Source organism: Paenibacillus vietnamensis, from assembly GCF_020169515.1.
Classification (GTDB): domain Bacteria; phylum Bacillota; class Bacilli; order Paenibacillales; family Paenibacillaceae; genus Pristimantibacillus; species Pristimantibacillus vietnamensis.
In genome coordinates this window covers 58,527-81,907 of the sequence record NZ_JAHMHW010000002.1, presented here as the reverse complement: position 1 = coordinate 81,907, position 23,381 = coordinate 58,527, and the positions used below count along the sequence as shown (strand labels likewise).

General features: G+C 53.1%; 31 protein-coding genes. All 31 read left to right on the top strand.

What is annotated here, in order from left to right:
* Positions 1-78: 78 nt before the first annotated feature.
* The 31 genes from cmk (at position 79) to aroH (ending at position 23,190) form a co-directional block, all read left to right on the top strand.
* Positions 79-774, top strand: a complete 696-nt coding sequence (cmk, locus tag KP806_RS05250) for a (d)CMP kinase (RefSeq protein ID WP_224723089.1) — start codon at positions 79-81, stop codon at positions 772-774.
* A 3-nt stretch (positions 775-777) separates the two neighbouring features.
* Complete coding sequence (locus KP806_RS05245) at positions 778-1,362, top strand: lysophospholipid acyltransferase family protein (RefSeq protein ID WP_224722526.1); 585 nt, start codon at positions 778-780, stop codon at positions 1,360-1,362.
* Between the two features lie 79 nt (positions 1,363-1,441).
* A complete protein-coding gene (gene rpsA / locus KP806_RS05240; RefSeq protein WP_224722525.1) occupies positions 1,442-2,677 on the top strand; it encodes a 30S ribosomal protein S1 in 1,236 nt (411 codons plus the stop codon).
* A 93-nt stretch (positions 2,678-2,770) separates the two neighbouring features.
* Positions 2,771-3,415 carry a YphA family membrane protein gene (locus KP806_RS05235; RefSeq protein ID WP_224722524.1) on the top strand — a complete coding sequence of 215 codons (645 nt, stop codon included), beginning with the start codon at positions 2,771-2,773 and terminating at the stop codon, positions 3,413-3,415.
* Positions 3,415-4,332, top strand: a complete 918-nt coding sequence (locus tag KP806_RS05230) for a YIEGIA family protein (RefSeq protein ID WP_224723088.1) — start codon at positions 3,415-3,417, stop codon at positions 4,330-4,332. Before KP806_RS05235 ends, KP806_RS05230 begins: the two co-directional genes overlap by 1 nt.
* Positions 4,325-4,504: a capping complex subunit for YIEGIA gene (locus KP806_RS05225; RefSeq protein WP_224722523.1), complete on the top strand. Its 180-nt coding sequence runs from the start codon at positions 4,325-4,327 to the stop codon at positions 4,502-4,504. The genes KP806_RS05230 and KP806_RS05225 overlap by 8 nt, the downstream gene beginning before the upstream one ends.
* 78 nt (positions 4,505-4,582) lie before the next feature.
* On the top strand, positions 4,583-5,905 hold the full coding sequence (gene der, locus KP806_RS05220) for a ribosome biogenesis GTPase Der (RefSeq protein ID WP_224722522.1): 1,323 nt from the start codon (positions 4,583-4,585) through the stop codon (positions 5,903-5,905).
* 12 nt (positions 5,906-5,917) lie between these two features.
* Positions 5,918-6,517 (top strand): glycerol-3-phosphate 1-O-acyltransferase PlsY, encoded by a 600-nt coding sequence (gene plsY, locus KP806_RS05215; RefSeq protein WP_224722521.1) that lies wholly within the window; start codon positions 5,918-5,920, stop codon positions 6,515-6,517.
* A gap of 7 nt (positions 6,518-6,524) precedes the next feature.
* The gene (locus tag KP806_RS05210; protein WP_224722520.1) at positions 6,525-7,559 is read left to right on the top strand and encodes an NAD(P)H-dependent glycerol-3-phosphate dehydrogenase; all 1,035 of its coding nucleotides are present in this window, start codon (positions 6,525-6,527) and stop codon (positions 7,557-7,559) included.
* Between the two features lie 79 nt (positions 7,560-7,638).
* A complete protein-coding gene (locus tag KP806_RS05205) occupies positions 7,639-7,911 on the top strand; it encodes a stage VI sporulation protein F (RefSeq protein ID WP_224722519.1) in 273 nt (90 codons plus the stop codon).
* Positions 7,912-8,047: 136 nt separating this feature from the next.
* A complete protein-coding gene (locus KP806_RS05200) occupies positions 8,048-8,227 on the top strand; it encodes a DUF2768 family protein (RefSeq protein WP_224722518.1) in 180 nt (59 codons plus the stop codon).
* Positions 8,228-8,284: 57 nt separating this feature from the next.
* Positions 8,285-8,581: a 2Fe-2S iron-sulfur cluster-binding protein gene (locus KP806_RS05195; protein ID WP_224722517.1), complete on the top strand. Its 297-nt coding sequence runs from the start codon at positions 8,285-8,287 to the stop codon at positions 8,579-8,581.
* Positions 8,582-8,598: 17 nt separating this feature from the next.
* Entirely contained in the window at positions 8,599-9,204 is a 606-nt protein-coding gene (locus tag KP806_RS05190; protein WP_224722516.1) for a hypothetical protein, read from the top strand.
* Complete coding sequence (locus KP806_RS05185; RefSeq protein ID WP_224722515.1) at positions 9,201-9,548, top strand: 2Fe-2S iron-sulfur cluster-binding protein; 348 nt, start codon at positions 9,201-9,203, stop codon at positions 9,546-9,548. The genes KP806_RS05190 and KP806_RS05185 overlap by 4 nt, the downstream gene beginning before the upstream one ends.
* A gap of 48 nt (positions 9,549-9,596) precedes the next feature.
* Entirely contained in the window at positions 9,597-10,349 is a 753-nt protein-coding gene (locus tag KP806_RS05180) for a hypothetical protein (RefSeq protein WP_224722514.1), read from the top strand.
* Between the two features lie 296 nt (positions 10,350-10,645).
* Complete coding sequence (gene spoIVA, locus KP806_RS05175) at positions 10,646-12,124, top strand: stage IV sporulation protein A (RefSeq protein WP_224722513.1); 1,479 nt, start codon at positions 10,646-10,648, stop codon at positions 12,122-12,124.
* Positions 12,125-12,357: 233 nt separating this feature from the next.
* The gene (locus KP806_RS05170; protein WP_224722512.1) at positions 12,358-12,633 is read left to right on the top strand and encodes an HU family DNA-binding protein; all 276 of its coding nucleotides are present in this window, start codon (positions 12,358-12,360) and stop codon (positions 12,631-12,633) included.
* A gap of 158 nt (positions 12,634-12,791) precedes the next feature.
* A complete protein-coding gene (gene mtrB / locus KP806_RS05165; protein WP_224722511.1) occupies positions 12,792-13,013 on the top strand; it encodes a trp RNA-binding attenuation protein MtrB in 222 nt (73 codons plus the stop codon).
* 159 nt (positions 13,014-13,172) lie between these two features.
* The gene (locus KP806_RS05160; protein ID WP_224722510.1) at positions 13,173-13,754 is read left to right on the top strand and encodes a hypothetical protein; all 582 of its coding nucleotides are present in this window, start codon (positions 13,173-13,175) and stop codon (positions 13,752-13,754) included.
* A gap of 120 nt (positions 13,755-13,874) precedes the next feature.
* Positions 13,875-14,744: a heptaprenyl diphosphate synthase component 1 gene (locus tag KP806_RS05155; RefSeq protein ID WP_224722509.1), complete on the top strand. Its 870-nt coding sequence runs from the start codon at positions 13,875-13,877 to the stop codon at positions 14,742-14,744.
* 8 nt (positions 14,745-14,752) lie between these two features.
* Positions 14,753-15,469 carry a demethylmenaquinone methyltransferase gene (locus KP806_RS05150; RefSeq protein ID WP_224722508.1) on the top strand — a complete coding sequence of 239 codons (717 nt, stop codon included), beginning with the start codon at positions 14,753-14,755 and terminating at the stop codon, positions 15,467-15,469.
* Complete coding sequence (locus tag KP806_RS05145) at positions 15,466-16,341, top strand: UbiA-like polyprenyltransferase (RefSeq protein ID WP_224722507.1); 876 nt, start codon at positions 15,466-15,468, stop codon at positions 16,339-16,341. The genes KP806_RS05150 and KP806_RS05145 overlap by 4 nt, the downstream gene beginning before the upstream one ends.
* Positions 16,335-17,009, top strand: coding sequence for a UbiX family flavin prenyltransferase (locus KP806_RS05140; RefSeq protein ID WP_224722506.1), 675 nt, complete (start codon positions 16,335-16,337; stop codon positions 17,007-17,009). The genes KP806_RS05145 and KP806_RS05140 overlap by 7 nt, the downstream gene beginning before the upstream one ends.
* Entirely contained in the window at positions 16,972-17,820 is an 849-nt protein-coding gene (locus KP806_RS05135) for a menaquinone biosynthesis protein (RefSeq protein ID WP_224722505.1), read from the top strand. Before KP806_RS05140 ends, KP806_RS05135 begins: the two co-directional genes overlap by 38 nt.
* Before the next feature lie 8 nt (positions 17,821-17,828).
* Positions 17,829-18,803: a polyprenyl synthetase family protein gene (locus KP806_RS05130; protein WP_224722504.1), complete on the top strand. Its 975-nt coding sequence runs from the start codon at positions 17,829-17,831 to the stop codon at positions 18,801-18,803.
* Between the two features lie 29 nt (positions 18,804-18,832).
* Positions 18,833-19,276, top strand: a complete 444-nt coding sequence (gene ndk, locus KP806_RS05125; RefSeq protein WP_224722503.1) for a nucleoside-diphosphate kinase — start codon at positions 18,833-18,835, stop codon at positions 19,274-19,276.
* Positions 19,277-19,306: 30 nt separating this feature from the next.
* Positions 19,307-20,092: a CheR family methyltransferase gene (locus KP806_RS05120; protein WP_224722502.1), complete on the top strand. Its 786-nt coding sequence runs from the start codon at positions 19,307-19,309 to the stop codon at positions 20,090-20,092.
* A gap of 68 nt (positions 20,093-20,160) precedes the next feature.
* Complete coding sequence (locus KP806_RS05115) at positions 20,161-20,328, top strand: hypothetical protein (protein WP_224722501.1); 168 nt, start codon at positions 20,161-20,163, stop codon at positions 20,326-20,328.
* 222 nt (positions 20,329-20,550) lie between these two features.
* Complete coding sequence (gene aroC, locus KP806_RS05110) at positions 20,551-21,720, top strand: chorismate synthase (protein ID WP_224722500.1); 1,170 nt, start codon at positions 20,551-20,553, stop codon at positions 21,718-21,720.
* Between the two features lie 2 nt (positions 21,721-21,722).
* Positions 21,723-22,832, top strand: a complete 1,110-nt coding sequence (gene aroB / locus KP806_RS05105; protein ID WP_224722499.1) for a 3-dehydroquinate synthase — start codon at positions 21,723-21,725, stop codon at positions 22,830-22,832.
* Positions 22,822-23,190, top strand: coding sequence for a chorismate mutase (aroH, locus tag KP806_RS05100; protein ID WP_224722498.1), 369 nt, complete (start codon positions 22,822-22,824; stop codon positions 23,188-23,190). Before aroB ends, aroH begins: the two co-directional genes overlap by 11 nt.
* Positions 23,191-23,381: the final 191 nt, after the last annotated feature.

The window sequence follows — 23,381 nt, the reverse complement described above, 5'->3', positions numbered from 1 at the left end:
TTTTTGAGAGGTTTGTGTCGTATCCTTCCATGCATTCGGCCGGCCGTCTCTATCAATGAAGGAGGTTGACCGTACGTGATGCATCACGAAGGTGACATCGACCGTATCAACATTGCGATTGACGGGCCGGCAGGCGCCGGCAAGAGCACGGTCGCAAGAGAAGTCGCCGAGCAGCTTGGTTATGTCTACATCGATACTGGCGCGATGTATCGTGCCGTTACTCTTACCGCACAGCGTGCCGGAGTGGCGGCGAATCAGCCCGATGAGCTGAAGAAGCTGACAGCATCCATTAAGATTGATCTTGAGCCTGGCGAACAGGGGCAATCCGTGTTCGTGAACGGCGAGAACGTAACTTCGCTCATTCGTTCGCGTGAGGTTACGCTTCAAGTATCCTATTATGCGGCGGACGAATCGGTAAGAGCCGTGCTAGGCACCCTGCAGCGCAAGCTTGCAGCCCGCAAGGGCGTCGTGATGGACGGACGGGATATCGGATCGCACGTACTTCCGGACGCCGAACTCAAGATTTTTTTAACCGCATCCGTACAGGAACGGGCTTTGCGCCGCTTCCGCGAAATCCGGGACACCCAGCCGGTCACTCTCGAGCAGCTGGAAATTGAGATCGCCGAACGGGACCGCCTGGACGAGCAACGCGAAATTTCTCCGCTAATATGCGCTTCCGACGCCGTCGTGCTGGACAGTACCGGCATGAGCATCGAAGAAGTCATTCAGTCAATTGTGAAATTATGCCGAACCAAATTGGCGGAGGCGAAGTAAACTATGTTATACCTGATTTTCAGGTTCCTGCTGCGTATTCTGTATACGCTGCTGTTCCGTATTGAGGCGCGCGGCGTCGAAAATATTCCAGCCGAAGGACCCGTCATTCTTGCATCGAATCATATAAGCAATTTTGATCCGCCTACGGTTGGCATTAAGATTAAACGCAAGGTGCACTTCATGGCGAAAGAGGAGCTGTTCAAAATTCCCGTGTTCGGGCCTTTGATCGACGCTTTCGGAGCTTTCCCCGTCAAACGAGGGGGAGTAAGCAAGGAAGCGATTAAATCGGCGATTTCGCTGCTCAAGGAAGGCAATGTTCTCGGCATCTTTCCGGAGGGCTCGCGGAATAACCAATCGGGAATGGCCAAGAAGGGAGCCGCAATGATTGCGGTACGGAGCGGGGCGGCTATCGTTCCCGTTGCCATTATCGGAAAGTATCGGCCGTTCGGCAAGATGATCGTCTGTTACGGAAAACCGCTCGATATTACAGCAATTATAGAAGAATCATCGCCTGATATGCTGGATCAGGTAACAGACGCTATTATGACTCGCATACGCGAGATTGCCGGCAACAACAACCGATCATAATTCGTTTTAAATGCTGCTTTCGCAATAGGCGATTGCGGATTTAAATAAAGTTGGGGTATGAACTGAGGAGGTTATTTCAATGTCAGAAGAGATTAATGTGCAAGAATCCGCAGCGGAGGAAGTTAGCCAAGACGCTATGGACAACTTCGTGTCTTTGAAAAAAGGCGATTCCGTTAAAGGCACTATCGTCAAAATCGAGGATAACCAAGCTTATGTAAGCCTTGGATATAAATATGACGGTGTCATTCCTATTCGCGAGCTATCCGCTGTACAAATCGATAACGCAACGGATGCCGTGCAAATCGGTCAAGAGGTTGAGCTTAAAGTTGTCAGCATCAACGACGACAAAGAAAGCCTTGTTCTTTCGAAGCGTCTGGTTGACAGCGAGAAAGCATGGGATCAGCTTCAACAGCGTTTTGAAAGCGGTGAAGTATTTGAGGTTACCGTTGCCGACGTTGTTAAAGGCGGTCTGGTAGCGGACGTTGGCGTACGCGGCTTTATCCCTGCATCCATCGTTGAGCGTCATTTCGTTGAAGATTTTTCCGATTACAAAGGCCGTACGCTTCGCGTAAAGGTCAAAGAAATCGACCGCGAGAACAATAAAGTCATTCTTTCCCAGAAAGAAGTGCTTGACGCAGAATTCGAGCAAAACAAGCAGCAGGTTATGGCTTCTCTGCAAGCCGGCCAAGAGCTTGAAGGCACGGTTCAACGTCTGACTCCATTCGGAGCTTTCGTTGATATCGGAGGAATTGACGGCCTTGTTCACGTTTCCGAGCTTTCCTGGCAGCATGTTGCACATCCGAAGGACGTTGTTTCCGAAGGTCAATCCGTACGCGTTAAAGTACTTAAAGTCGATCCGGCAGCAGGCAAAATCAGCCTGAGCGTGAAAGCCGCTCAGCCGGGCCCTTGGGAAACGGCTAACGGTCAATTTGCAACGGGCGATATCGTAACGGGTACCGTTCGCCGTCTTGTTCCGTTCGGAGCATTCGTTGAAATTGCCCCGGGCGTTGAAGGCCTTGTTCATATTTCACAAATCGCGCACCGTCATATCGGTACGCCTAACGAGGTGCTGAAGGAAGGTCAAGAAGTACAAGCGAAAATTCTTGACTTCAACCCTGCTGAGAAACGCGTTAGCCTCAGCATCAAGGAAACGGAAGAGGCTCCGGAGCAGTCGGCTCCAAGCGCAAGACCTGAAAGAGCGCCTCGTGCTCCAAAAATCGAAAAAATCGATAACCCGAACGTAAGCCTGAGCAATGAGAGCATGAGCTACTCTCTTGCAGAGCGTTTCGGCGACAAACTTAAAAACCTCAAATAAGCCTAATGGCTGCAAAAGGAGCTGTTTCTGCGCAATTGCGCAGGAATAGCTCCTTTTTTTTGGCGCATAATAGGGCAGAGGTGAAATGAAAACATGAACCCCGGATTTATTTCATTATGGTTACTTCTTATCTGGTTGGTATTGCTGGCGACAGGCTGGAAGCCTTTTTTATTTCCCGAAGTTACCAGGCGGCGCATGCTGACATACGGCTTGATAGGTCTGCTTCTGCTTCCTACTCCGATCTGGCTGACGGCGGTGCTGGCCGGCGCTCATATCGAGCTTCATGCCGCCGTATGTGTGCTTCTGGCCGCCGCTATGGCTGCATTGCTGAGATTCGAGGGGTGGAGCCTGCGCGGATATTTGGCGTTAAGTGCGGTTATGACTGCTGTTGTCTGGGGTTTTGTGCGTAAAATTTACAGCTATGATCCCGTTTTCTATTGGCTCGATCCTAACTGGGACGCTCCGCTTGCTGCCGGCGTACTTTGCGGCGCCTTTTCGTCGGAGGTCAGGCATCAAGGTGTCATCTTAATTTGGGGCGCGGCCTTAAGCGAGCTTCTGCTTGCCTTGCTGCATAAGGACATTCCATCCGTCCGGATCGGCTCTTTATCCTGGTGGGACGGATTTCTCATCGCGTTTTCGGCTGCCAGGCTTATCAGCATCCTTGTAAGAGGGGCGAAGACGGCGATGTCGAAGGCGGGAACTTTTTTTTGGCATTCAAGAGGAGGCGGATCCGCGTGATGCAACAGTTTCTCGTTGAAAATAAGCTGTTGGTTGGAGTATTAGCAGGATTGCTTCTTGGTATCGTGTCCCGGCTGCTTATGCTGAGGACGGATTATCGACAATACCCGACGCATACCCACGGCAGAATTATACATATTTCTTTGGGCGTTATTGCTGCGGCTTTGGGCGCGGTGGCGGTGCCGGCACTGTTCAAAAAAGACTATACCGCGATCACCTTTCTGACGCTTGCAGCGCAGCAATTCCGGGATGTCAGGAAGATGGAGAGGGAAACGCTTACGAAAATTGACGAGCAAGAGCTGGTCGGCCGCGGCTCTTCTTATATTGAGGGCATAGCGATGATGTTCGAAGGAAGGAACTATTTGGTCATTATGACCTCTATGCTGACGAGTCTGTTCTCGATTCTCATTAATGTATGGACCGGTCTTCTGGCTGGAGGGCTGGCGCTGCTGCTCGTAGAGAAGTTGAAATCCGGCAAGTCCATTTCGCATATCGCATCGGTAAAACAGGGAGTCGTAAAGGTGGACGGACCCGATTTGTTCGTTGACGATATCTACATTATGAATGTAGGCTTGAAAACGAACAGGGATACGATTGCCGAACGCGGGATGGGATTTGTGCTTTCGCCTTTTAACGCCAACGGCAAGGTCACAATCAGCAATTTGGGGCAACGTCAAGCGATTTTGTTTGATCTGGCGACAATACTAGGCGTGTTCCGGGATTCGGGAGAGCCTATGCTGATTCCGATGGCCAAGCTGGATATGAAGGACGGCCGGCTGGCTGTTTTTATTTTGCCTCAGGAAAGAGATGCGGAGAAGGGCAAGCAAATTGTCCTGCGGGTTCCTATTTTGGAATCCGCGGTGCGGATGCCGACCGAGGCGTCGGTGAATCGAAAGGAGGCGGGCGAAAATGGCTGAAATTGTCGCCGTCGTCTCGACACTGGCAAGCAAGGTTGGTGGTGGGGCTCCTATTTTTATTGCGGGCGACGAAGCGGAGCTGGAGCGGACTTCTTTTCTGCTGGAGAAAATATTGGATGCTAGCGCGCACGATTTGAAAAACGGCACGATCATCCTTGTCAGACACCATTGACATGAAAAGTTAGCCAAGACCGGACTTTTTTGCTATGATGATTAACGTGAGTATTTTTGAAGGAGTGGAAAACTAACTATGGCAAGACCCGTTATTGCTATTGTCGGGCGTCCGAATGTGGGTAAGTCCACCATATTTAACCGTGTTATCGGCGACCGTCTGGCTATTGTTGAGGATAAACCGGGTGTGACCCGCGACCGGCTGTACGGCACCGGAGAATGGAACGGCAAGCCGTTCAGCATTATCGATACCGGCGGTATCGAAATCGACGGCGAAGACGAAATTATGAAATCGGTTCGCATGCAGGCTGAACTTGCGATCGAGGAAGCAGACGTTATTATTTTCATGGTCGACGCCAAATCCGGATTGACCCATGCGGATGACGAGGTCGCGCAAATGCTGTTCCGATCGCGGAAGCCCGTCGTCGTAGCTGTGAACAAGGTGGACAATCAAAACCGGATGGACGAGATTTATGAATTTTACGGACTCGGCTTCGGGCAGCCGATCGCGATTTCCGGTGCGCACGGCATCGGAATCGGCGATTTGCTGGATGCGGCCGTCGAGCTGCTGCCGGATTTGACGGATGACGGCTATGATGAGGACGTCATTCGCGTTGCCCTGATCGGCAGGCCGAATGTCGGCAAATCTTCGCTTGTAAATGCGCTTCTCGGCGAGGACCGCGTCATCGTAAGCAACGTGGCGGGTACGACACGGGATGCGATCGACACGCCGTTTGAGCGCGACGGCCAGCGTTACGTGCTGATCGATACGGCCGGGATGCGAAAGCGCGGCAAGGTTTATGAATCGACCGAGAAATACAGCGTAATGAGAGCGATGAAGGCGATCGAAAGAGCGGATGTCGTTCTTGTTCACATTAACGGCGAAGAAGGAATTATCGAGCAGGACAAGCATATTGCCGGTTATGCGCATGAAGCGGGCAAAGCGTCCGTTTTTGTCGTCAACAAATGGGATGTAGTGGAGAAGGACGACAAAACGATGCAGCAATTCACGCAGAGCATCCGGGACCATTTTCTGTTCATGTCCTATGCTCCGATTGTTTATCTGTCTGCACTGACGAAACAGCGCTTACATAAGCTGCTGCCGGTCGTCAATCATGTTTCCGAACAGCACGCGCTGCGCATTCAGACCCATTTGCTTAATGACGTCGTATCCGATGCGGTCGCGATTAACCCTCCTCCGTCGGACAAAGGAAAGCGGCTCCGTATCAATTACGTCACCCAAGTTGCCACCAAGCCGCCGACGATCGTTGTGTTCGTCAACGATCCGGAGATTATGCATTTTTCGTACGAACGTTATTTGGAGAACAAAATTCGCGCTGCATTTAATTTTGAAGGAACGCCGATACGAATATTTTCACGTCGTAAGTCCGAGGAAGATTAGGAGAGAAGTCGCTTGTTATACGGAGTCATCGCGGTTGCTTTAAGCTATTTGTTAGGATCAGTATCGTTCAGCATCGTTATCGCCAAATGGGTCAAAGGAATCGATATCCGCCAGCACGGCAGCGGCAACGCCGGAGCCACCAATACGCTCCGCGTATTGGGCAAGGGACCCGGCATACTGGTATTTCTGCTGGATATCGGAAAAGGCGTTGCCGCGGTATGGATCGGGCACGCTTTGGGGGATAATAGCTGGATTCCCGTTTTATGCGGTCTTGCAGCCATCGTAGGGCATAACTGGCCTGTGTGGTTCCGGTTCAAAGGAGGCAAAGGGATTGCCACGACGGTCGGCGTCATCGCGACGCTAGCCTTTGTTCCCGCTCTTTGCGCCGGCATTATCGCGATTGCCGCGATAGCGGTCACCAGATACGTATCGCTTGGATCGCTGCTGTTTGCGGCTTTGACCCCTGTATTCATTTCCATTTTACATTTTTCGGTGCCGCTGCTGAGCGCAAGTCTTCTGATTTGCCTGTTCGCATTTGTCCGCCACAGAACAAATTTGGTGAAGCTGTTCCAAGGGACGGAAAACAAGCTGGGCGCGAAGAAGGGATCGTGAACCTACCATGACCAAATACAATCAAGAGGAAGCGAAACGTGCAGCCGTGCTGGTAGCCGGAAGCTGGGGCACCGCGCTTGCTTCGGTGCTCGCGAACAACGGTTACCGGGTTATGTTGTGGACGCGAAACGGAGAGCAGGCCGATAGCATTAACGAGACGAGGGAGAACGGCAGATTCCTGCCCGGCGTCCGTCTTCCGGACGGCCTGCAGGCGACGACGGATATGGAGCTGGCGCTGCGCGGCGCAGAGCTCGCTTTATTCGTCGCGCCGTCCGGCGCGATGAGGGAAGTGGCGAAGCAAGCAGCTCCTTTTCTGGAGGAAAGCACGCTGGTCGTTCACGCGACGAAGGGCTTTGAAACCGGCTCGCTCAAAAGGATGACGACCGTGCTGACCGAAGAATTGGGACGCACCAAGGAGCAGCTTGTCGTTTTGTCGGGACCGAGCCACGCTGAGGAGGTTATCCTTAAGCAGCCGACGACGGTTGTTGTCGCCTCCGCCGACATTGAGGCGGCCGAGCAGGCGCAGGATGCGTTGATGAACAATCATTTCCGGGTGTATACGAATCCCGATGTCGTTGGCGTAGAGGTAGCGGGTGCAATCAAAAATATTATTGCGCTCGGCGCCGGCTTGACGGACGGACTCGGGTTTGGCGACAATGCAAAGGCCGCTTTGCTGACGCGCGGCCTGGCGGAAATCGGCAGGCTTGGAGCCGCCATGGGCGCCAATCCGTTGACGTTCGCGGGACTCGCCGGGGTGGGCGATCTGGTCGTAACCTGTACGAGCAAGCACAGCCGGAATTGGAGAGCCGGCTATATGCTCGCCGACGGTACGCCTTTAGACGAGGTTTTAAGCCGGATGGGCATGGTGGTCGAAGGTGTCAAGACGACTAGAGCCGCCTTCGACCTCGCCAAGGAATATAATGTGGAAATGCCGATCACCGTTCAGCTCTACGAGGTTTTGTTCGCGAACAAGGAGCCTCGAAAAGCGGTCGAGAGTTTAATGGGACGGCTTCGCACGCACGAAATCGAAGAGCTCATCTAGACCGTCCGCCTACACCATTCCTATGCTGTCCTCATATGATGCATGGAGTACCCCTAATCGCATCATGGAGGTGTAGGAATTGTCGAAGGATTTGTCCAAGGACGTATTGAGTTCAATTAATAAAAAAACAGGCAAAAGCATTAGCGAGAATGCCGTCAAAAAAATAGCCAGCGGCGTCACCGCAGATACGATGCAGAATGAGGCTGAGCTGCGCAAGCTCATCAAGCAGGTATCCGAAATGGCTAAAGTCAAAGTGGCCGATTCCACGATTAACGATATCGTCAAAGCCGTCAAGGCTACCGGTATGAGCACGAGCAATATGGAATCGCTGATCAAGATGATGATGAAATAATAATCTGGCGAGGCAAAAGCGGGGGACGTTCCGAATACTTGTTCGGAGCTCGCCCTGTCGGCTTTTGTCCTTTTTTTTATCCGATGGTATAATGGGTTGAACTCATTATGCTATAGATTAGGAGAATGGATGGACAATGGATGGAATGACAAAAATGTGGGTTTCGCTGTTCGGCATCGGAATGATGGCGATAGCGGCCCTGCTCATAACGTTTGCGCGGCTGAAAACGAAAGGAATTTTAAAATTCGTCCTTTCGCTGCTTGCCTTTATTATACTGATTGTCGGATTTATATGCGGACTTATATCCATTATTTAACACCGCATACATAATTGAAAAGACTAAATACTGCAAAAAAGGGAGACTGGACATCACATGATCGAATTAAAGGGGAGAACGAAGACGGCGACGGTGGAAGCGGAGGCGGGCTTATCGATCCTGGATCATGCTTTGAAGCACGACGTGGATTGGGGCTTCTCCTGCGCCAGGGGCACCTGCGCCCGCTGCCGGTGTCTGATTACGGAAGGCGGGGACCAGCTCGAGGGAATTACGGACGAGGAATGGGACCGCCTGGAGCCGGAGGAATTCGAGGAGGGCTACCGGCTTGGCTGCCAGGCCATCGTCAAGTCCGACCAGGCACAAATTAAAGCGGTGAACAAAACTTATTTCTAATAAAGGAAGTGCCGGCGATGTCAGAAAACGGGAATATTCATAAGGCGCTGGCCGCTATCGTAACCATGACGGAAGGCTCGCAGGCAACTTGGGTCGTAGGCGGGAGCGCGGGTCTCATGTTACGCGGCTTGAAGCTCGCAGCAGACCCTCGCGATCTTGATCTCTATTGCGACGAAGCTGACGTGTCCGCGATTTACCAATCGCTGAGGAGCTTCGCGATTGACGAGCCCGTCCTCAGTACGACGAGCATGTATCGTTCGACCCTGTGCCATTTCCGGATTGAAGGCGTGCAGGTCGAGCTCGTAGGCGGTTTCCGGGTGTCTTCCCCGTCCGGATTCTATGAGACAAATGTACGGGGACAACTGCTGCCGTATTCGGAAGTTATCCGGCTGGATGGTTCGGCGCTTTCGGTGCATGTCGTGCCGCTCGCGCACGAGCTATGGTTTAACCGGCTTCGGGGAAGGGAAGACCGCGTAGCGCTGATCGCAGAGGCGATGGCCTCGTCCATGCGCCGGCATGACAGCGCGCTGCAAGCTATTGAAAATACCAACGACTTTCATCCGGAGGCGAAGGACGGCTTACACTCCCTTCTGCGCATACAGGAGGCTGGTGGCCTCAAATGAACGGACTGGTGAGATTTTGGCCTTCGGGCCGCTCGATAAAGGTGAAGCCCGGCACGACGCTGCTGGAGGCGGCCAGACGGGCGAATGTGCCGATTAAGACACGCTGCGGCGGGAATGCGGCTTGCTTCATGTGCAAGGTGTCCGTGCGGCCCGGCAGCGAGCTCCTGCCGATATCCGATAATGAGCGGAGGAAGCTCGCCGGACTAGAGGACAGCCAAATGCGGCTTGCCTGTCAAGCCCGTGCGTCTGGTGTCGTAGACGTCGATATTCCGCTTGATCCCCTTCGCGCGGCCGTCGCAAGGCAGCTTGCCAGGCAGGCGGAGGAAGACGGGCCGTTATGGTGAAGCCGGACAGATGCTGTTTTATTCGCAGCTAACTATAGGAGGAGAATCATGAAGCTTATTCATACGCAGGCGAAGCGCCGTCTTCCGATTCAATGGGCGGCGCTTGCTGCCATGCTGCTAATTCTGATGACGGTCACGGGCTGCATGTATCCGCAGGAGGAGCTGAAGCAGAACCAGATTGCTCCAAAGGAAGCGGTGCGAAACGTGCAGGCGGCGATCGACCAGTACAAAGCCGATACGGGAATGCTCCCTATTAAGAACAGCGCGGCGGATACTCCGATTTACGAGAAGTTCGTGGTCGATTTTGCCAAACTGACGCGCATGGGGTACATGTCGGATATCCCTTCCGCCGCATTCGAGAACGGCGGCAATCATTACTTTCTCGTTATCGATGAGGAAACAAAGCCGAGAGTCCGTCTGATGGATATCGTCACCTTCCAGCAAATCAACGACATTCAAAGCTGGGTGAAGTCATACACGCAAAGCGGCGGGAAGCTTCCTAAAGGGGAGGAGATGTATCCCAGCTTTTACCAAATCGACTACAAAGCGATGAACAAGACGGCGCCCGTAATCCGCAGCGTATTCTCGGGACAGACTCTTCATGCGCTTGTGGACGAGAACGGCGTTGTCTACGCCGATTACGGCATCGATATCATGCAGTACGTTCAAAAGAGCGGTAAAACCGAATTTGAGGCGAATACCGATCTGCGTACATTGCTTGTCGACGGCTCCGATTTCGTTCCCGTCAAAGCGCCTGTCTACCGATGGGTTAACGGAGAGCCGCAAGCGTCATCGACCTGAATAGAGTCAGTTTCTGTCATGCAAGAACCGCCTTGGAAGCGGCCGGACAAGATGTCCGGCCGCATTTTTTTTGGCTGTGTGCGTCATAGACCCGGCTTTTTACTCATATAACTCAATCTTGGAAGGGAAGCTCGGGTAGCCGGGGAAAAAAGATTTCGAGAAAGAATCGTCATAATCGCGAGCCCTGCACATAAGATGTTACTAGTCCAAAAAGCATGTACGAGTTGCGTCGCTGGCCTGCCCGATTGACCGGTGGATGGCGGCGAACCGGAAATTCGATTGGGAGGGGATATTCAGTGGAGAAAGTAGACATTTTCAAGGATATAGCCGAAAGAACCGGCGGGGATATTTACCTCGGGGTTGTAGGGGCTGTCCGAACGGGCAAATCGACGTTTATCAAGCGATTCATGGAGACGCTCATCCTTCCAAACATTGCTAGCGAATCCGAACGCGTGAGAGCCGTAGACGAACTCCCTCAAAGCGCCGCGGGCAAAACGATCATGACGACGGAGCCGAAATTCGTGCCTAACCAAGCCGTACAGCTAAAGGTTACCGATGGACTTGAGGTAAACGTGAGATTAGTGGATTGCGTCGGCTACGCCGTTGAAGGCGCCAAAGGGTACGAGGATGAGAACGGTCCGCGCATGATCACGACACCTTGGTTCGAGGAGCCGATTCCGTTCCAGGAAGCGGCGGAGATCGGAACGAGGAAAGTGATTCAAGAGCATTCGACCTTGGGAGTCGTGGTGACGACGGACGGCACGATAGCGGAAATTCCGCGGAGCTCATACGTCCTGGCCGAGGAGCGCGTCATCAATGAGCTTAAGGAAGTTGGGAAACCGTTCGTGCTTATCATAAATTCGACGAAGCCGAAAAGCGAGGAAGCCCTGCAGCTGCGCAGCGAGCTTCAAGCCAAATACGATATACCGGTTATGACGCTTAGCGCGGCTACGATGGGCGAGGAAGAGGTCATTTCGGTGCTTCGCGAAGTGCTTTACGAATTCCCGGTGCATGAAGTGAACGTCAATCTTCCGAGCTGGGTAATGGTGCTGAACGACAATCACTGGCTCCGCAGCAATTACGAGAACTCCGTACGCGATACGGTGAAGGATATCCGTCGTTTGCGGGATGTGGACCGGGTTGTTTCCCAGTTCATGGAGTATGAATTTATCGCACGCGCCGGCCTAAGCGGGATGAATATGGGGCAAGGCGTAGCCGAGATCGATCTGTACGCTCCTGATGAGCTGTATGACCGCATTTTGATGGAGGTCGTAGGGGTCGAAATCAGGGGTAAGGACCATCTGCTGCAGCTCATGCAGGACTTCTCGCATGCGAAGAGGGAATACGACCGGTTCGCGGAAGCGCTGGAAATGGTCAAAACGACCGGCTACGGCATTGCGGCTCCGACGCTTGCGGAAATGGCGCTCGACGAGCCCGAGCTTATCCGGGCCGGCTCCCGCTTCGGCGTAAGATTGAAAGCGACCGCACCTTCCATCCATATGATCCGCGTCGATGTCGAGTCGGAATTTGCGCCGATTATCGGTACGGAGAAGCAAAGCGAGGAGCTTGTCAGATACTTAATGCAGGACTTCGAGAACGATCCTATCAAAATTTGGGAGTCGGATATTTTCGGCAGATCGCTTCATTCCATCGTCAGGGAAGGCATCCAGGGCAAAATCGCGATGATGCCGGACAATGCCCGCTATAAGCTGCAGGAGACGCTCGGCCGTATCATTAACGAGGGCTCCGGCGGACTGATCGCCATTATCCTGTAACAGCTGTACAAAGGGAGGACTGCGCTTACCGGGCTGATTACCCGTTACGCGCAGTTCTTTTCGTTTCGGGAAAAATCGGATAGTACTTGAAATTGCTATACGGCTGTATTACTATAGGTTTGTTCGGTCAACAGGTATATTTTTGAAGTTTTCCGTTAATAAGAGGGATATGATGTGATTTTTACGGCATATAGGCCTATCAGCGAGCTGTAGAACGTTAAGGAGGTGAAACAATGAACAAAACTGATCTGATCGCAAAGGTAGCGGAACTTTCCGACTTGTCCAAGAAGGATGCGACGAAAGCGGTGGATGCCGTATTCGACGCTATTTCTGACGCGCTGCAAAGCGGTGACAAGGTGCAATTGGTCGGCTTCGGAAACTTTGAGGTACGCGAGCGCCAAGCCCGTAAGGGACGCAACCCGCAAACCGGCGAGGAAATCGAAATTGCCGCCAGCAAAACACCTGCCTTCAAACCAGGGAAATCTCTTAAGGACCTTGTTTCCAATTAGTATATGCATGAGTAAAGGCTTTGGCCGAAACGACGTCCGGACGTATTGCCGTCCGGGCGTTTTTTTGCCCCGGCATCGCTCCGGGTCATTGCACTATCGGACGACTTCCACTATAATTCACATGGATAGCTCGGAATATCGGATGCGGAGGGATTGCGTTGGAGCCTAACAACGGCGAATACATTGTGGTGAAAGCGAAGGATCAAGGAGTTCAAGTCATCGGTTTGACGCGCGGACAGGATACGAAGTTTCACCATACGGAAAAGCTGGACAAAAACGAGATACTGATTTGTCAATTTACCGACCATACGTCCGCCATCAAGATCAGGGGCAAGGCGGTCGTCATGACGAAATACGGCACGATGGAAACGGACCAGTAATAATGTGTTGCGGAAGGCAGGCGAAGCCTGCTTTTTTTGTCTGCGCGCGATCCGAATAATCGTCCGGCAACGCTCGTACAATGTTGTATGAGTCCATCCGTTATGGAGAAGGCCTCGACAGAAGCCGGCCATTCATGACGGTTATCCGGAGGTGCGGAAGTGAAATACGCAAAGCCGATGTTCGCCGCTTTACTGGCGGTGCTGGCCGTTACTATTCTTTTAAGCGTTCTTCCGAATGCGGGCCTTCATACGCGACCCGGCAAAGGCGATGTTGCCGTTTTTAAGGTAACGCCGGCCATACGCCTGACGAACCGCAATCTGGTTGACGTGCTCATATCGATGCAGCTTGACGAACGGCTGAACCATACGGTTTGGAGCAATGGCGTACTGTCGGTCGACATGTCGGTTAATCCGGCTTCGGGCCGCCCGGCGGCCTGGTTTGCCGATATCGAGAAGATGCTTCGGGTCTCTTTCCTGCAGCTGGAGAACGTGAAGCGGGTGCTGATCAGGATCGTTGAGGAGCGCAAGGACGGTAAGGTGCTGCTTGCGGCCATCGATGTCCGGAAGACGGACAGCTGGCTGCTGTATGACATGGATGCGCTCAAAAATGCGGATCCGATCCACGACACGAAGTGGCGCGAACGGCTGAGAATCAGCCTGACGGCGGCGTGGGAGGAGCATTTCGGCCGGGCGTCGGGATTTTCGGTCAAACCTTCCACATTACGGGAGTCCTCCCAGTAGTGATGTTGCAATTTGTTGAACATGAACGCTCAGTCGTATGCTCTTTAGAAAAAGTTATGCTATAATAGTTTAGATTATCGAGCGGCGATTCAGCGCTTCTTAAGTTCGGAGGCCCCCATCATGAAACCTTACGCTATACGTGAAATAGCAAAAAAGTACGTTGACAACGACATGATACAGGCTCACACGGAGCTGCCGGACATGCCGGAACCGCGGCTGCGGGCCCTGTACTCATTTCTGAATCAACAGCAGTCACCCGAGAAGCAGAGCGAGTTGTATACGCTCGTGATCTTTCTGGTGCAAATGGGTATGGATACCCACGATCTTATCGATACGGATAATAGAAAATGCTCGGAGCAAGACATGCGCTCGCGCCAGCTGAAGGTGCTGGCGGGCGATTATTTCAGCGCAAGGTTTTATCAGCTGCTGTCCCAGTCGGGCGAGATCGATATGGTATCGAGAATCAGCCGTGCCGTATGCGAAGTGAACCGGCTGAAGGTGAACCTTTATTTGCGGATGAGGCAGCTGAAAATGACCGCAGAAGACTATATGGGCCAGTCCGTCGAGCTGCGGAGCGTACTGTTTCTGCTATTTGCGGAAGTAATGGACAGCAGCTTATCGAACTTTTGGCCGGAGGCGCTCGAGGCAATCGCAAAGTGCGAGCTTGCGGCATACGAGATGGAACGCTGCGGCAATCCGGCGGAATTCGGACAGAGCTGGGCTTACTGGCATATCCTGCAGGCAGGAACGGAAGAAGAGCGGCAGCTGCTTGCAGACGGCTCCCCGAGCCAGGAAACTGTAGAAGGCTTGATTAAGAAATACAACGTGTATAACCAGCTTTCCGCCAGTCTGAAGCAAGCGGCCGATGCGGTGAAAGCTGTTGCAGATAAGCTGGAGTCGGAGCCATTAGCCACCGAATTGAATCGCATCGCCGAGACAATCGTGAATAATCATACCGGCTTTACGCCTGCACTCAACGAGACGAGGTGACTTCAACCGTGGATTCCAATTCCAAGAGCCATGTGCATGGCGTATTCGAAAGAATCGCACCGCAATATGACTTTATGAACGATTTAATCAGCTTTCGCAGGCATAAGGCCTGGCGGCGGTTTACGATGAAGAAAATGGACGTGCAGCCCGGCGAAACGGCGCTGGACCTTTGCTGCGGCACATGCGACTGGACGATCGCACTGGCGGAAGCCAGCAAGCACGGTCCGATAACGGGTTTGGATTTCAGTCAGAACATGCTTGATATAGGCGCCGTCAAAATCGAGAAGCTCGGCCTCAGCCGTCAGATTACGCTTGTGCAAGGCAACGCGATGAGCCTGCCGTTCGAGGATAATTCCTTCGATTACGTTACGATCGGCTTCGGATTGCGCAACGTGCCTGATTATCTTCACGTGCTGAAGGAAATGAGAAGAGTGGTCAAGCCGGGCGGACAAGTTGTCTGCCTGGAAGTGTCGAAGCCGACCTGGCAGCCGTTCAAGGCGATGTATAATTTGTATTTCGGCCGGATTTTGCCGCTCATCGGCAAGCTGGTCGCGAAGCGCTTCGAGGAATATAAGTGGCTTCCCGAGTCCTTGAAGATGTTCCCTGACCGCGACCAGCTGGCAAAGCTGTTCGAGGAAGCCGGACTGAGCCGGGTAACCGCTTATCCGCTGACCGGCGGCGTTGCGGCACTGCATATGGGAACAAAGGAGAATAGACAGCCATGATACGCAAAATTCGCATTATCCTGGAAATGATTAAATTCGAGCATACCGTATTTGCCCTCCCGTTTGCCTTTATGGGCGCGATACTGGGCGGTGTCGTCATGGAGCAGCGGCTTCCCTCCTGGGGAGAGATCGGATGGATCACGCTCGCCATGTTCGGTGCGCGCAGCGCAGCGATGAGCCTTAACCGTCTCATCGATAAGACTATCGATTTGCGCAATCCGCGCACGGAGAAGAGAGCTCTCCCCGCAGGACTGCTGAAATCGGCGGAGGTGCTGGCTTTTATAATCGTTTCGTTTGCTCTGCTTATTTGGGCCAGCGCCAATTTGGCGCCTATCGCTCTCAAGCTGATGCCGATTGCAGTCGTTATGCTCGTGGTTTATTCCTATACGAAACGTTTTACGTGGCTTTGCCATATTTTTCTCGGCCTGACGATCGCTTTGTCGCCGCTTGGTGGCTGGGTTGCCGTTACGGGCAAATTCGATGCCGCTGCTTGGCTTTTGTTTGCGACCGTCGCATTGTGGATTGCCGGCTTTGATATCATTTATGCAACTCAGGATTTTGAATACGACCGTAATGCGGGTCTTTACTCCATTCCTGCGAAATTCGGCATAGCCGGAGCGTTATGGATCGCAAGATCGCTGCATCTCGTTACGGCGTTCGGTTTCCTGGGGCTGTTCTGGATGACAGGCCTCAGCTGGATGTATTTAATCGGAACGGTGGTTTCCATCGCTTTGCTGTTCTATCAGCATTGGCTCGTCAAGCCATATGACCTTTCGCGCGTGCAGACGGCCTTCTTCGGCATGAACGGCACGCTGAGCGTCGTCTTGTTTGTATTCACAATCGTTGATTTGCTGGTGCTCCGCCAATGGTAGGGGAGCGTACGCAGTCCGCTCATAAAAGCAGGTCAAACCGCTGGGTCGTCGGCATTACAGGCGCTAGCGGTTCTATTTATGGCATTCGGCTGATCGAGGAGCTGCTGGCGATCGGCTGCCAAGTACATCTTGTCGTCACGGAAGCGGGCTGGCGCGTAATGAAGGAGGAGCTCGGCTTTGAAGCTTCGAAGCGTCAGGCCGCGCTTGAAGCGCGCTTCGGGGATGCCGTGAACAGCGGCATGCTGATCTACCATCCGAACGCGGACATTGGAGCCAGCATTGCGAGCGGCTCCTTCCGCGTGCATGGCATGGCGATCGTCCCATGCTCGATGGGGACGCTGGCTTCAATCTCGCACGGCATTTCCGACGATCTGATGACCAGAGCGGCTGACGTCATGCTGAAAGAGAACCGCAAGCTTCTGCTTGTACCACGGGAAACCCCATTGCACGCCGTTCATTTGGAGAACATGCTGAAGCTGTCGCGGCTCGGCGTCCGGATGATTCCGGCGATGCCGGCTTTTTATTACAAGCCGCAGTCAATGGACGAAATGGTTGATTTTATGGTAGGCAAGGTTATGGATAATATGGATATCGATCATGATTTGTACAGAAGATGGGGAGATGAACAGAATGGGATCGAATCGCCCGATCACCATCGGCAGAATTGATTACGCCAACGCTTGGCCGCTCTTTCACAATTTGGAGGGGCATGCCGATTTGGGAAATGCGGAGGTCATTGCGCGCGTTCCTTCCGAATTAAATCGCATGCTGCAGAACGGCGAGCTGGATATATCGGCGATTTCTTCCTTTGCTTACGGTTTGAATGCCAAGGATTACATGCTGCTGCCGCATTTATCGGTAGGCTCGGTCGGCGACGTAAATTCGATTCTGCTGTTCCTGAAGGAGCCGATCGAGAACAAACGGCCGGGTAAAATAGCGTTGACTTCGACATCCGCAACATCCGTCAATTTGTTAAAAATTATAATGAGCATGTATTATGAGTGCAATCCCGAATACGTAACGGCCGAACCCGATCTCGACAGCATGCTTTCAGAGGCAGATGCGGCGCTTCTGATTGGCGATCCTGCCATCCAGGCTTCGTGGCGGAATGAGGGCTGCGTATGCCTCGATCTTGGCCGTTTATGGAACGAGTGGACCGGGCTTGGCATGACGTATGCCGTCGTTGCGGTCCGAAGGGAAATTGCCGAAGCCGAGCCGGATGCCGTAAAGGCGGTATATAACGCTCTGCTTGCGTGCAAACAATATAATAAGCAGCATTTGGCCCCGCTTGTTGCTCATGCATGCTCGCAGCTCGGCGGTGATGCAGCGTATTGGGAGATGTATTTTCAATCGCTGCAGTACGATTTCGGGGACAAGCTGAAGGAAGGGCTTACGTTATATTTCCGTTATTCGAAGCACCTTGGCTTGCTTCCGGACGACGTGGAGCCGGCTTTTATTGAAGAACAATCTGCCCAATAGGTGAAGGAATGAAACTATTAGATTTGTACGCAAAGATGAAAGGCGATCTGGCCCAAATCGAGAAGGAGCTGGAGCAGAGCGTAGCGGATGACCATGCGCTCCTTAACGATGCATCGCTGCACCTTCTCAAAGCGGGCGGCAAACGAATACGGCCGGTATTCGTGCTGCTCGCGGGCAAGTTCGGAGATTACCGCCTCGATGTCATGAAGCGTGTTGCGGTACCGCTCGAATTAATACATATGGCGTCGCTTGTACATGACGATGTGATTGACGATGCAGAAACGAGACGCGGCCAGCTGACCGTCAAGTCAAAGTGGGATAACAGGATCGCCATGTACACCGGCGATTATATTCACGGGAAAGCGCTGTCGATCGCTTCTCAGCTGCCGAATCCGCAAATCCATCAGATTTTGTCCGGTGCGCTCGTGCAGATGTGCATCGGAGAAATCGAACAAATCCGCGATTTCTTTAATACCGGACAATCGGTCCGCAACTATCTCAAAAGGATTCGGCGGAAAACGGCGCTGCTGATCGCCATTAGCTGCAAGCTGGGCGCGATCGCGGCGGGCACGGATCAGAAAACGGCAAATTTACTTTACCGTTACGGCTACAATGTCGGCATGGCTTTCCAAATCCGTGACGATCTGCTCGATTTATACGGAACGGAGAAGCAAATCGGCAAACCTCCAGGCTCGGATATGAGGCAGGGCAATATTACGCTTCCCGTTATATTAGCGCTGCAGGACGACAGGATCCGGGATGCGCTGCTGCGCGAAATCGAACTGATCCGAGCAGGCGGAGGCGCCAGGGATGCCTCCCTGGCGATCGATATCATCCGAAAAAGCGCCGGCGGGGATTTGGCGGACCGTCTTGCAAACCGATATATAAAAAAAGCTCTCCGCGCATTAGAGGGATTACCTGATATCGCAGCGAAAAAGAACTTGAACGACATTGCCCACTTTGTGGGCAAGCGTAATTACTAAAGAAACGACAGCGAAAGGAATGGTTGAGGATGGAGAGAACATTTCTGATGATTAAGCCGGACGGCGTTCAGCGCGGCTTGATCGGCGAGATCGTATCGAGGCTAGAGAGAAAAGGGCTGCAGCTGGTTGCGGCCAAATTTTTGGTTGTCACCAAGGAGACGGCCGAGAAGCATTACGAAGAGCATAAGGGCAAAGGTTTTTATGAGCCGCTGCTTGAGTTCATTTCTTCGGGTCCGTCGTTCGCAATGGTATGGCAAGGCGATAATGTCATCGCTCTTACGAGAGCACTGATCGGAAAAACGGATGCGCTTGAGGCCCTGCCGGGTACGATTCGCTCCGATTTTGCGGTACATACAAACTTCAACCTCATTCACGGATCGGATTCGCCGGCTAATGCTGCAAGGGAGATCGGGATTTTCTTCTCACCGTCCGAGCTTGTCGATTACGAGCATACTATTCAGCGGTGGGTCTAAAATCGGCAGCCGTAAACGGTGGAGGAAGCTATGCATCAAGATCCAGACTTTGCGCGGTTTATCGTTCGGATCAAGCAGAAGACCGATATCGACTTGTCGCAGTATAAGGAAGCGCAAATGAAGCGCAGGCTTACGACGCTGCGGATGAAGCACGGTTTTATGACATTTGAAGAGTACTGGAAGGCGATTGAACAAAACCGCAGCCTGCTGAATGAATTTTTGGACCGCATGACGATTAACGTGTCCGAGTTTTGGCGGAATCCATCGCGGTGGGAAGTGCTGAAGAACCGATTTCTGCCGGAGATGCTGAAGGCCGGAAGCCGGATCAAAGTATGGAGTGCCGCATGTTCGACAGGCGAGGAGCCGTATACGCTGGCTATGATTTTGTCGGAGCTGGGCGCGCTGCAGCGCGCCTCGCTTCTCGCCACCGATCTGGATGCAAACGTGCTGCGGAAAGCGGGGGAAGGCAGCTATCTGGAACGTTCGGTTCGGGATGTGCCGGCCGGCTGCCGGCAGAAGTACTTCAAGCAGGAAGAAGGCGCCTATCTCGTATCCAGCCAGTTGAAGCAGCATGTCGTCTTCAAGCAGCAAAACCTGCTTTACGATACGTTTGACTCCTCGTTTGATTTAATTGTTTGCCGCAATGTTATGATTTATTTTACCGAGGACGCCAAGCACCTGCTGTACCATAAATTCGCTCGCGCTCTGAAGCCGGGCGGTCTGCTGTTCGTCGGAAGCACGGAGCAAATTTTCACGCCGTCGCAATACGGGTTCGAAACGGCAGACACCTTCTTTTACCGCCGCGTCTCCGTGTAATGTATACCGGCTTTCATCTTCTCCTATACTAATACTAGTAGTTAATCATTTGGAGGATGAATCGCAAGATGGATAAACGTAAAGTTATTGCAGCGTATATGCGGGGATTCATTTCTATACAGGAATGCGCACAGATTCTTGGCGTTGACAGCGGGCAAATGAATCGACTCATGAACGATCCCCATCTGCTCAAGGACGGCAAGGAGCTTTACAGGAAGCAGTCCGTCAATGGCTGACGGTTTGCCGGATTATAAGGACCGACCCAATGTCATGGAAATGATTGCGGGAAGGTCCTTTTTTTACTTTTTAAAGCTGTGTTATTCAGAATCCGGAGCAGCGGCAGCACCTTGCAAATTCTTGTCAAACCGGTGACGCTGTACTATAATGAGCAAAGATGTTTAGGGAGTATCGCACAGCAGGCGCTTTCATACAGGCTTGTTTTGAAGGAGGAGCTTTCATTGAGTTTACGGTATTTGACAGCAGGGGAAACGCACGGCCCCCAATTGACGGCTATTATCGAGGGTTTGCCGAGCAATTTGAAAATCGATTTCGACGAGCTGAATTTCCAGCTGCACCGCCGCCAGAAGGGCCACGGCCGGGGACGCCGGATGCAGATCGAGAAGGATACCGCGAACATCGTCGGCGGCGTACGCCACGGGAAGACGACAGGCGCGCCGGTTGCGATGGTCGTAGCCAATAACGACTGGAAGCACTGGACGTCCGTTATGAATATCGAGCCGATCGAGGGCAGTGACGAAGAGAAGCGCCGCGTACACCGTCCGCGTCCTGGACATGCGGACCTGAACGGCGGCTTGAAATACGATTTGAAGGATTTGCGCAACGTGCTCGAGCGTTCGAGCGCCCGCGAAACGGCTGCACGCGTAGCAGTCGGCGCAGTTGCACGCCAGCTGCTTGCCGAATTCGGAATAAAGGTTGCGGGGCAAGTCATCCGGATCGGCGAGATCGAAGCTCCGGCTAATCATCTTCCGGTGGACGAGCTGATCCGATTGACCGAAGAGTCCTCGGTCCGCGTCGTCGACAAGGAGACCGAAGAGAAAATGACGGCTTACATCGACCAGATTAAAGCCGAAGGCGATTCCATCGGCGGGATCGTGGAGTGCATCGTAGAAGGCGTGCCGATCGGTCTTGGCAGCCACGTCCAATGGGACCGCAAGCTGGATGGCCGCATCGCACAAGCTGTCGTGTCCATCAATGCCTTCAAGGGCTGCGAAATCGGCATCGGCTTCGAGGCAGCCAAGCTTCGCGGCTCGCTGGTGCACGACGAGATTATGTATAACGCCGAGCGGGGCTATCACCGTGCTACGAACAGGCTAGGGGGCTTTGAAGGCGGTATGACCAACGGCGAGCAAATCGTTGTGCGCGGCGTCATGAAGCCGATTCCGACTTTGTACAAGCCGCTTCGCAGCGTCGATATCGATACCAAGGAGCCGTTCACGGCACAGGTGGAGCGCTCCGACAGCTGCGCGGTTCCAGCGGCAAGCGTCGTCATGGAGCATGTAGTTGCCTGGGAGGTTGCGAAGGCGTTTTTGGAGAAGTTCGGGGGAGATTCCATCGAAGAAATCCGCTCGAACCTGAACAATTATCTTGAGCAGATTGGACGGTACTAAGAATGCGTGAGCTGACTGTAGATTTAGGCGACCGTTCTTATCCCATTTATATCGGGGAGGGCCTCCTGCAGGAGGCTTCTTCCTATTTCGAGAAACACGGCATCAGCAAAAAATCGCCATTGATGATCATTACCGACCGCTCTGTAGCGGATCTGCATTTGCCCCTTCTTGAGGCAGGGCTTGCCGCAGCCGGTTACACGGCCGTCAGCGCCGTCGTGCCTTCGGGTGAAAGCTCGAAATCGCTTTCGATGCTGGAGAGCCTGATTACGAAGGCGCTCGAGGCGGGGCTTGACCGCAAATCGGCGATTGTTGCGCTGGGAGGCGGGGTCGTCGGCGACTTGGCCGGATATGTGGCGGCTTCCTACATGAGAGGCATTAAATTCGTTCAGGTCCCTACGACAATTCTCGCGCATGACAGCAGCGTCGGCGGCAAAGTGGCCGTTAATCATCCGCTGGCCAAAAATATTATCGGGGCGTTCCATCAGCCCGAGCTGGTCTTATACGATTTACATACGCTCCAAACGCTGCCGACCAGAGAAGTGAAGGCCGGCCTGTCCGAGGTCGTCAAGCATGGTCTCATCTGGGACGCGGAGTTTGTTGCCTGGTGCGAGGAAAATGCGGACAAGCTGCTTGCGCTCGATCCGGATGCGCTCGGCTATGCGCTTCATAAAGGCTGCAGCGTAAAAGCGGCTGTCGTCTCGAAGGACGAGCGGGAAAACGATCTTCGGGCGATTTTGAATTTGGGCCACACGATCGGTCACGCTCTCGAAGCGGTAGCGGGCTACAACGAGCTTCTGCACGGAGAAGCGATATCCATCGGCATGATAGGCTCGGCGAAGCTTGGCTTGCGCTACGGAGCTCCTGAAGAGGTGTATGCCGTAACGAAACGGGTGCTCGCAAAATGCGGGCTGCCGGTTCGGCTTCCTGAACATTTTGACGTCGACGCCGTTATGAATGCCATGATGCACGACAAGAAGTTCAAAGAAGGCACGATGGTCTTTGTCGTTCCAAATGCAATCGGCCGCGTCGACATCAAGTCGGACGTTCCTGTGGAGTGGGTTCGGGAAATCGTGGAGCAATTGAAGCAGGAGGCGGAAAGCGATGAGCGTTAGGGGAATACGCGGCGCCATTACCGTCGATGCTAACGAGGAGCAGCCGATCTTGAACGCAACGATCGAGCTGCTGAACAGCATCGTTGAAGAAAACGGCATTTTGCCTGACGATATTTGCAGCGTGTTCGTTACCGTTACGAGCGATCTTGATGAGACCTTCCCTGCGCGGGCGATCCGTCAGATGAAGGGCTGGGAGCTGGTACCGCTCATGTGCGCGCTGGAAGTTCCGGTCAAAGGCAGCCTTGAGCGCTGTATACGGCTTATGGTTCTGATCAATACGGACAAGACGCAAGCGGAAATCCGGCATGTATATTTGGGCGGAGCACAGGTGCTGCGTCCCGATTTAAGCAAGAGCTAGCATAGAATAAGCACAAAGTTCGCCTGCAAAGAACGTATGTCGCGGTTGACGCATGGCCGGTCGGTGTTGTATATTAAAAAGCGTAAGTGAGAGTAGAAGAGCAGAGATTGAGCTGAGATTAGATGAGTCGAGTTGAGCCAGAGATAAGCACAGTAGAGTAGCCGTCGTGACGGAACCGCATATGGACAAAC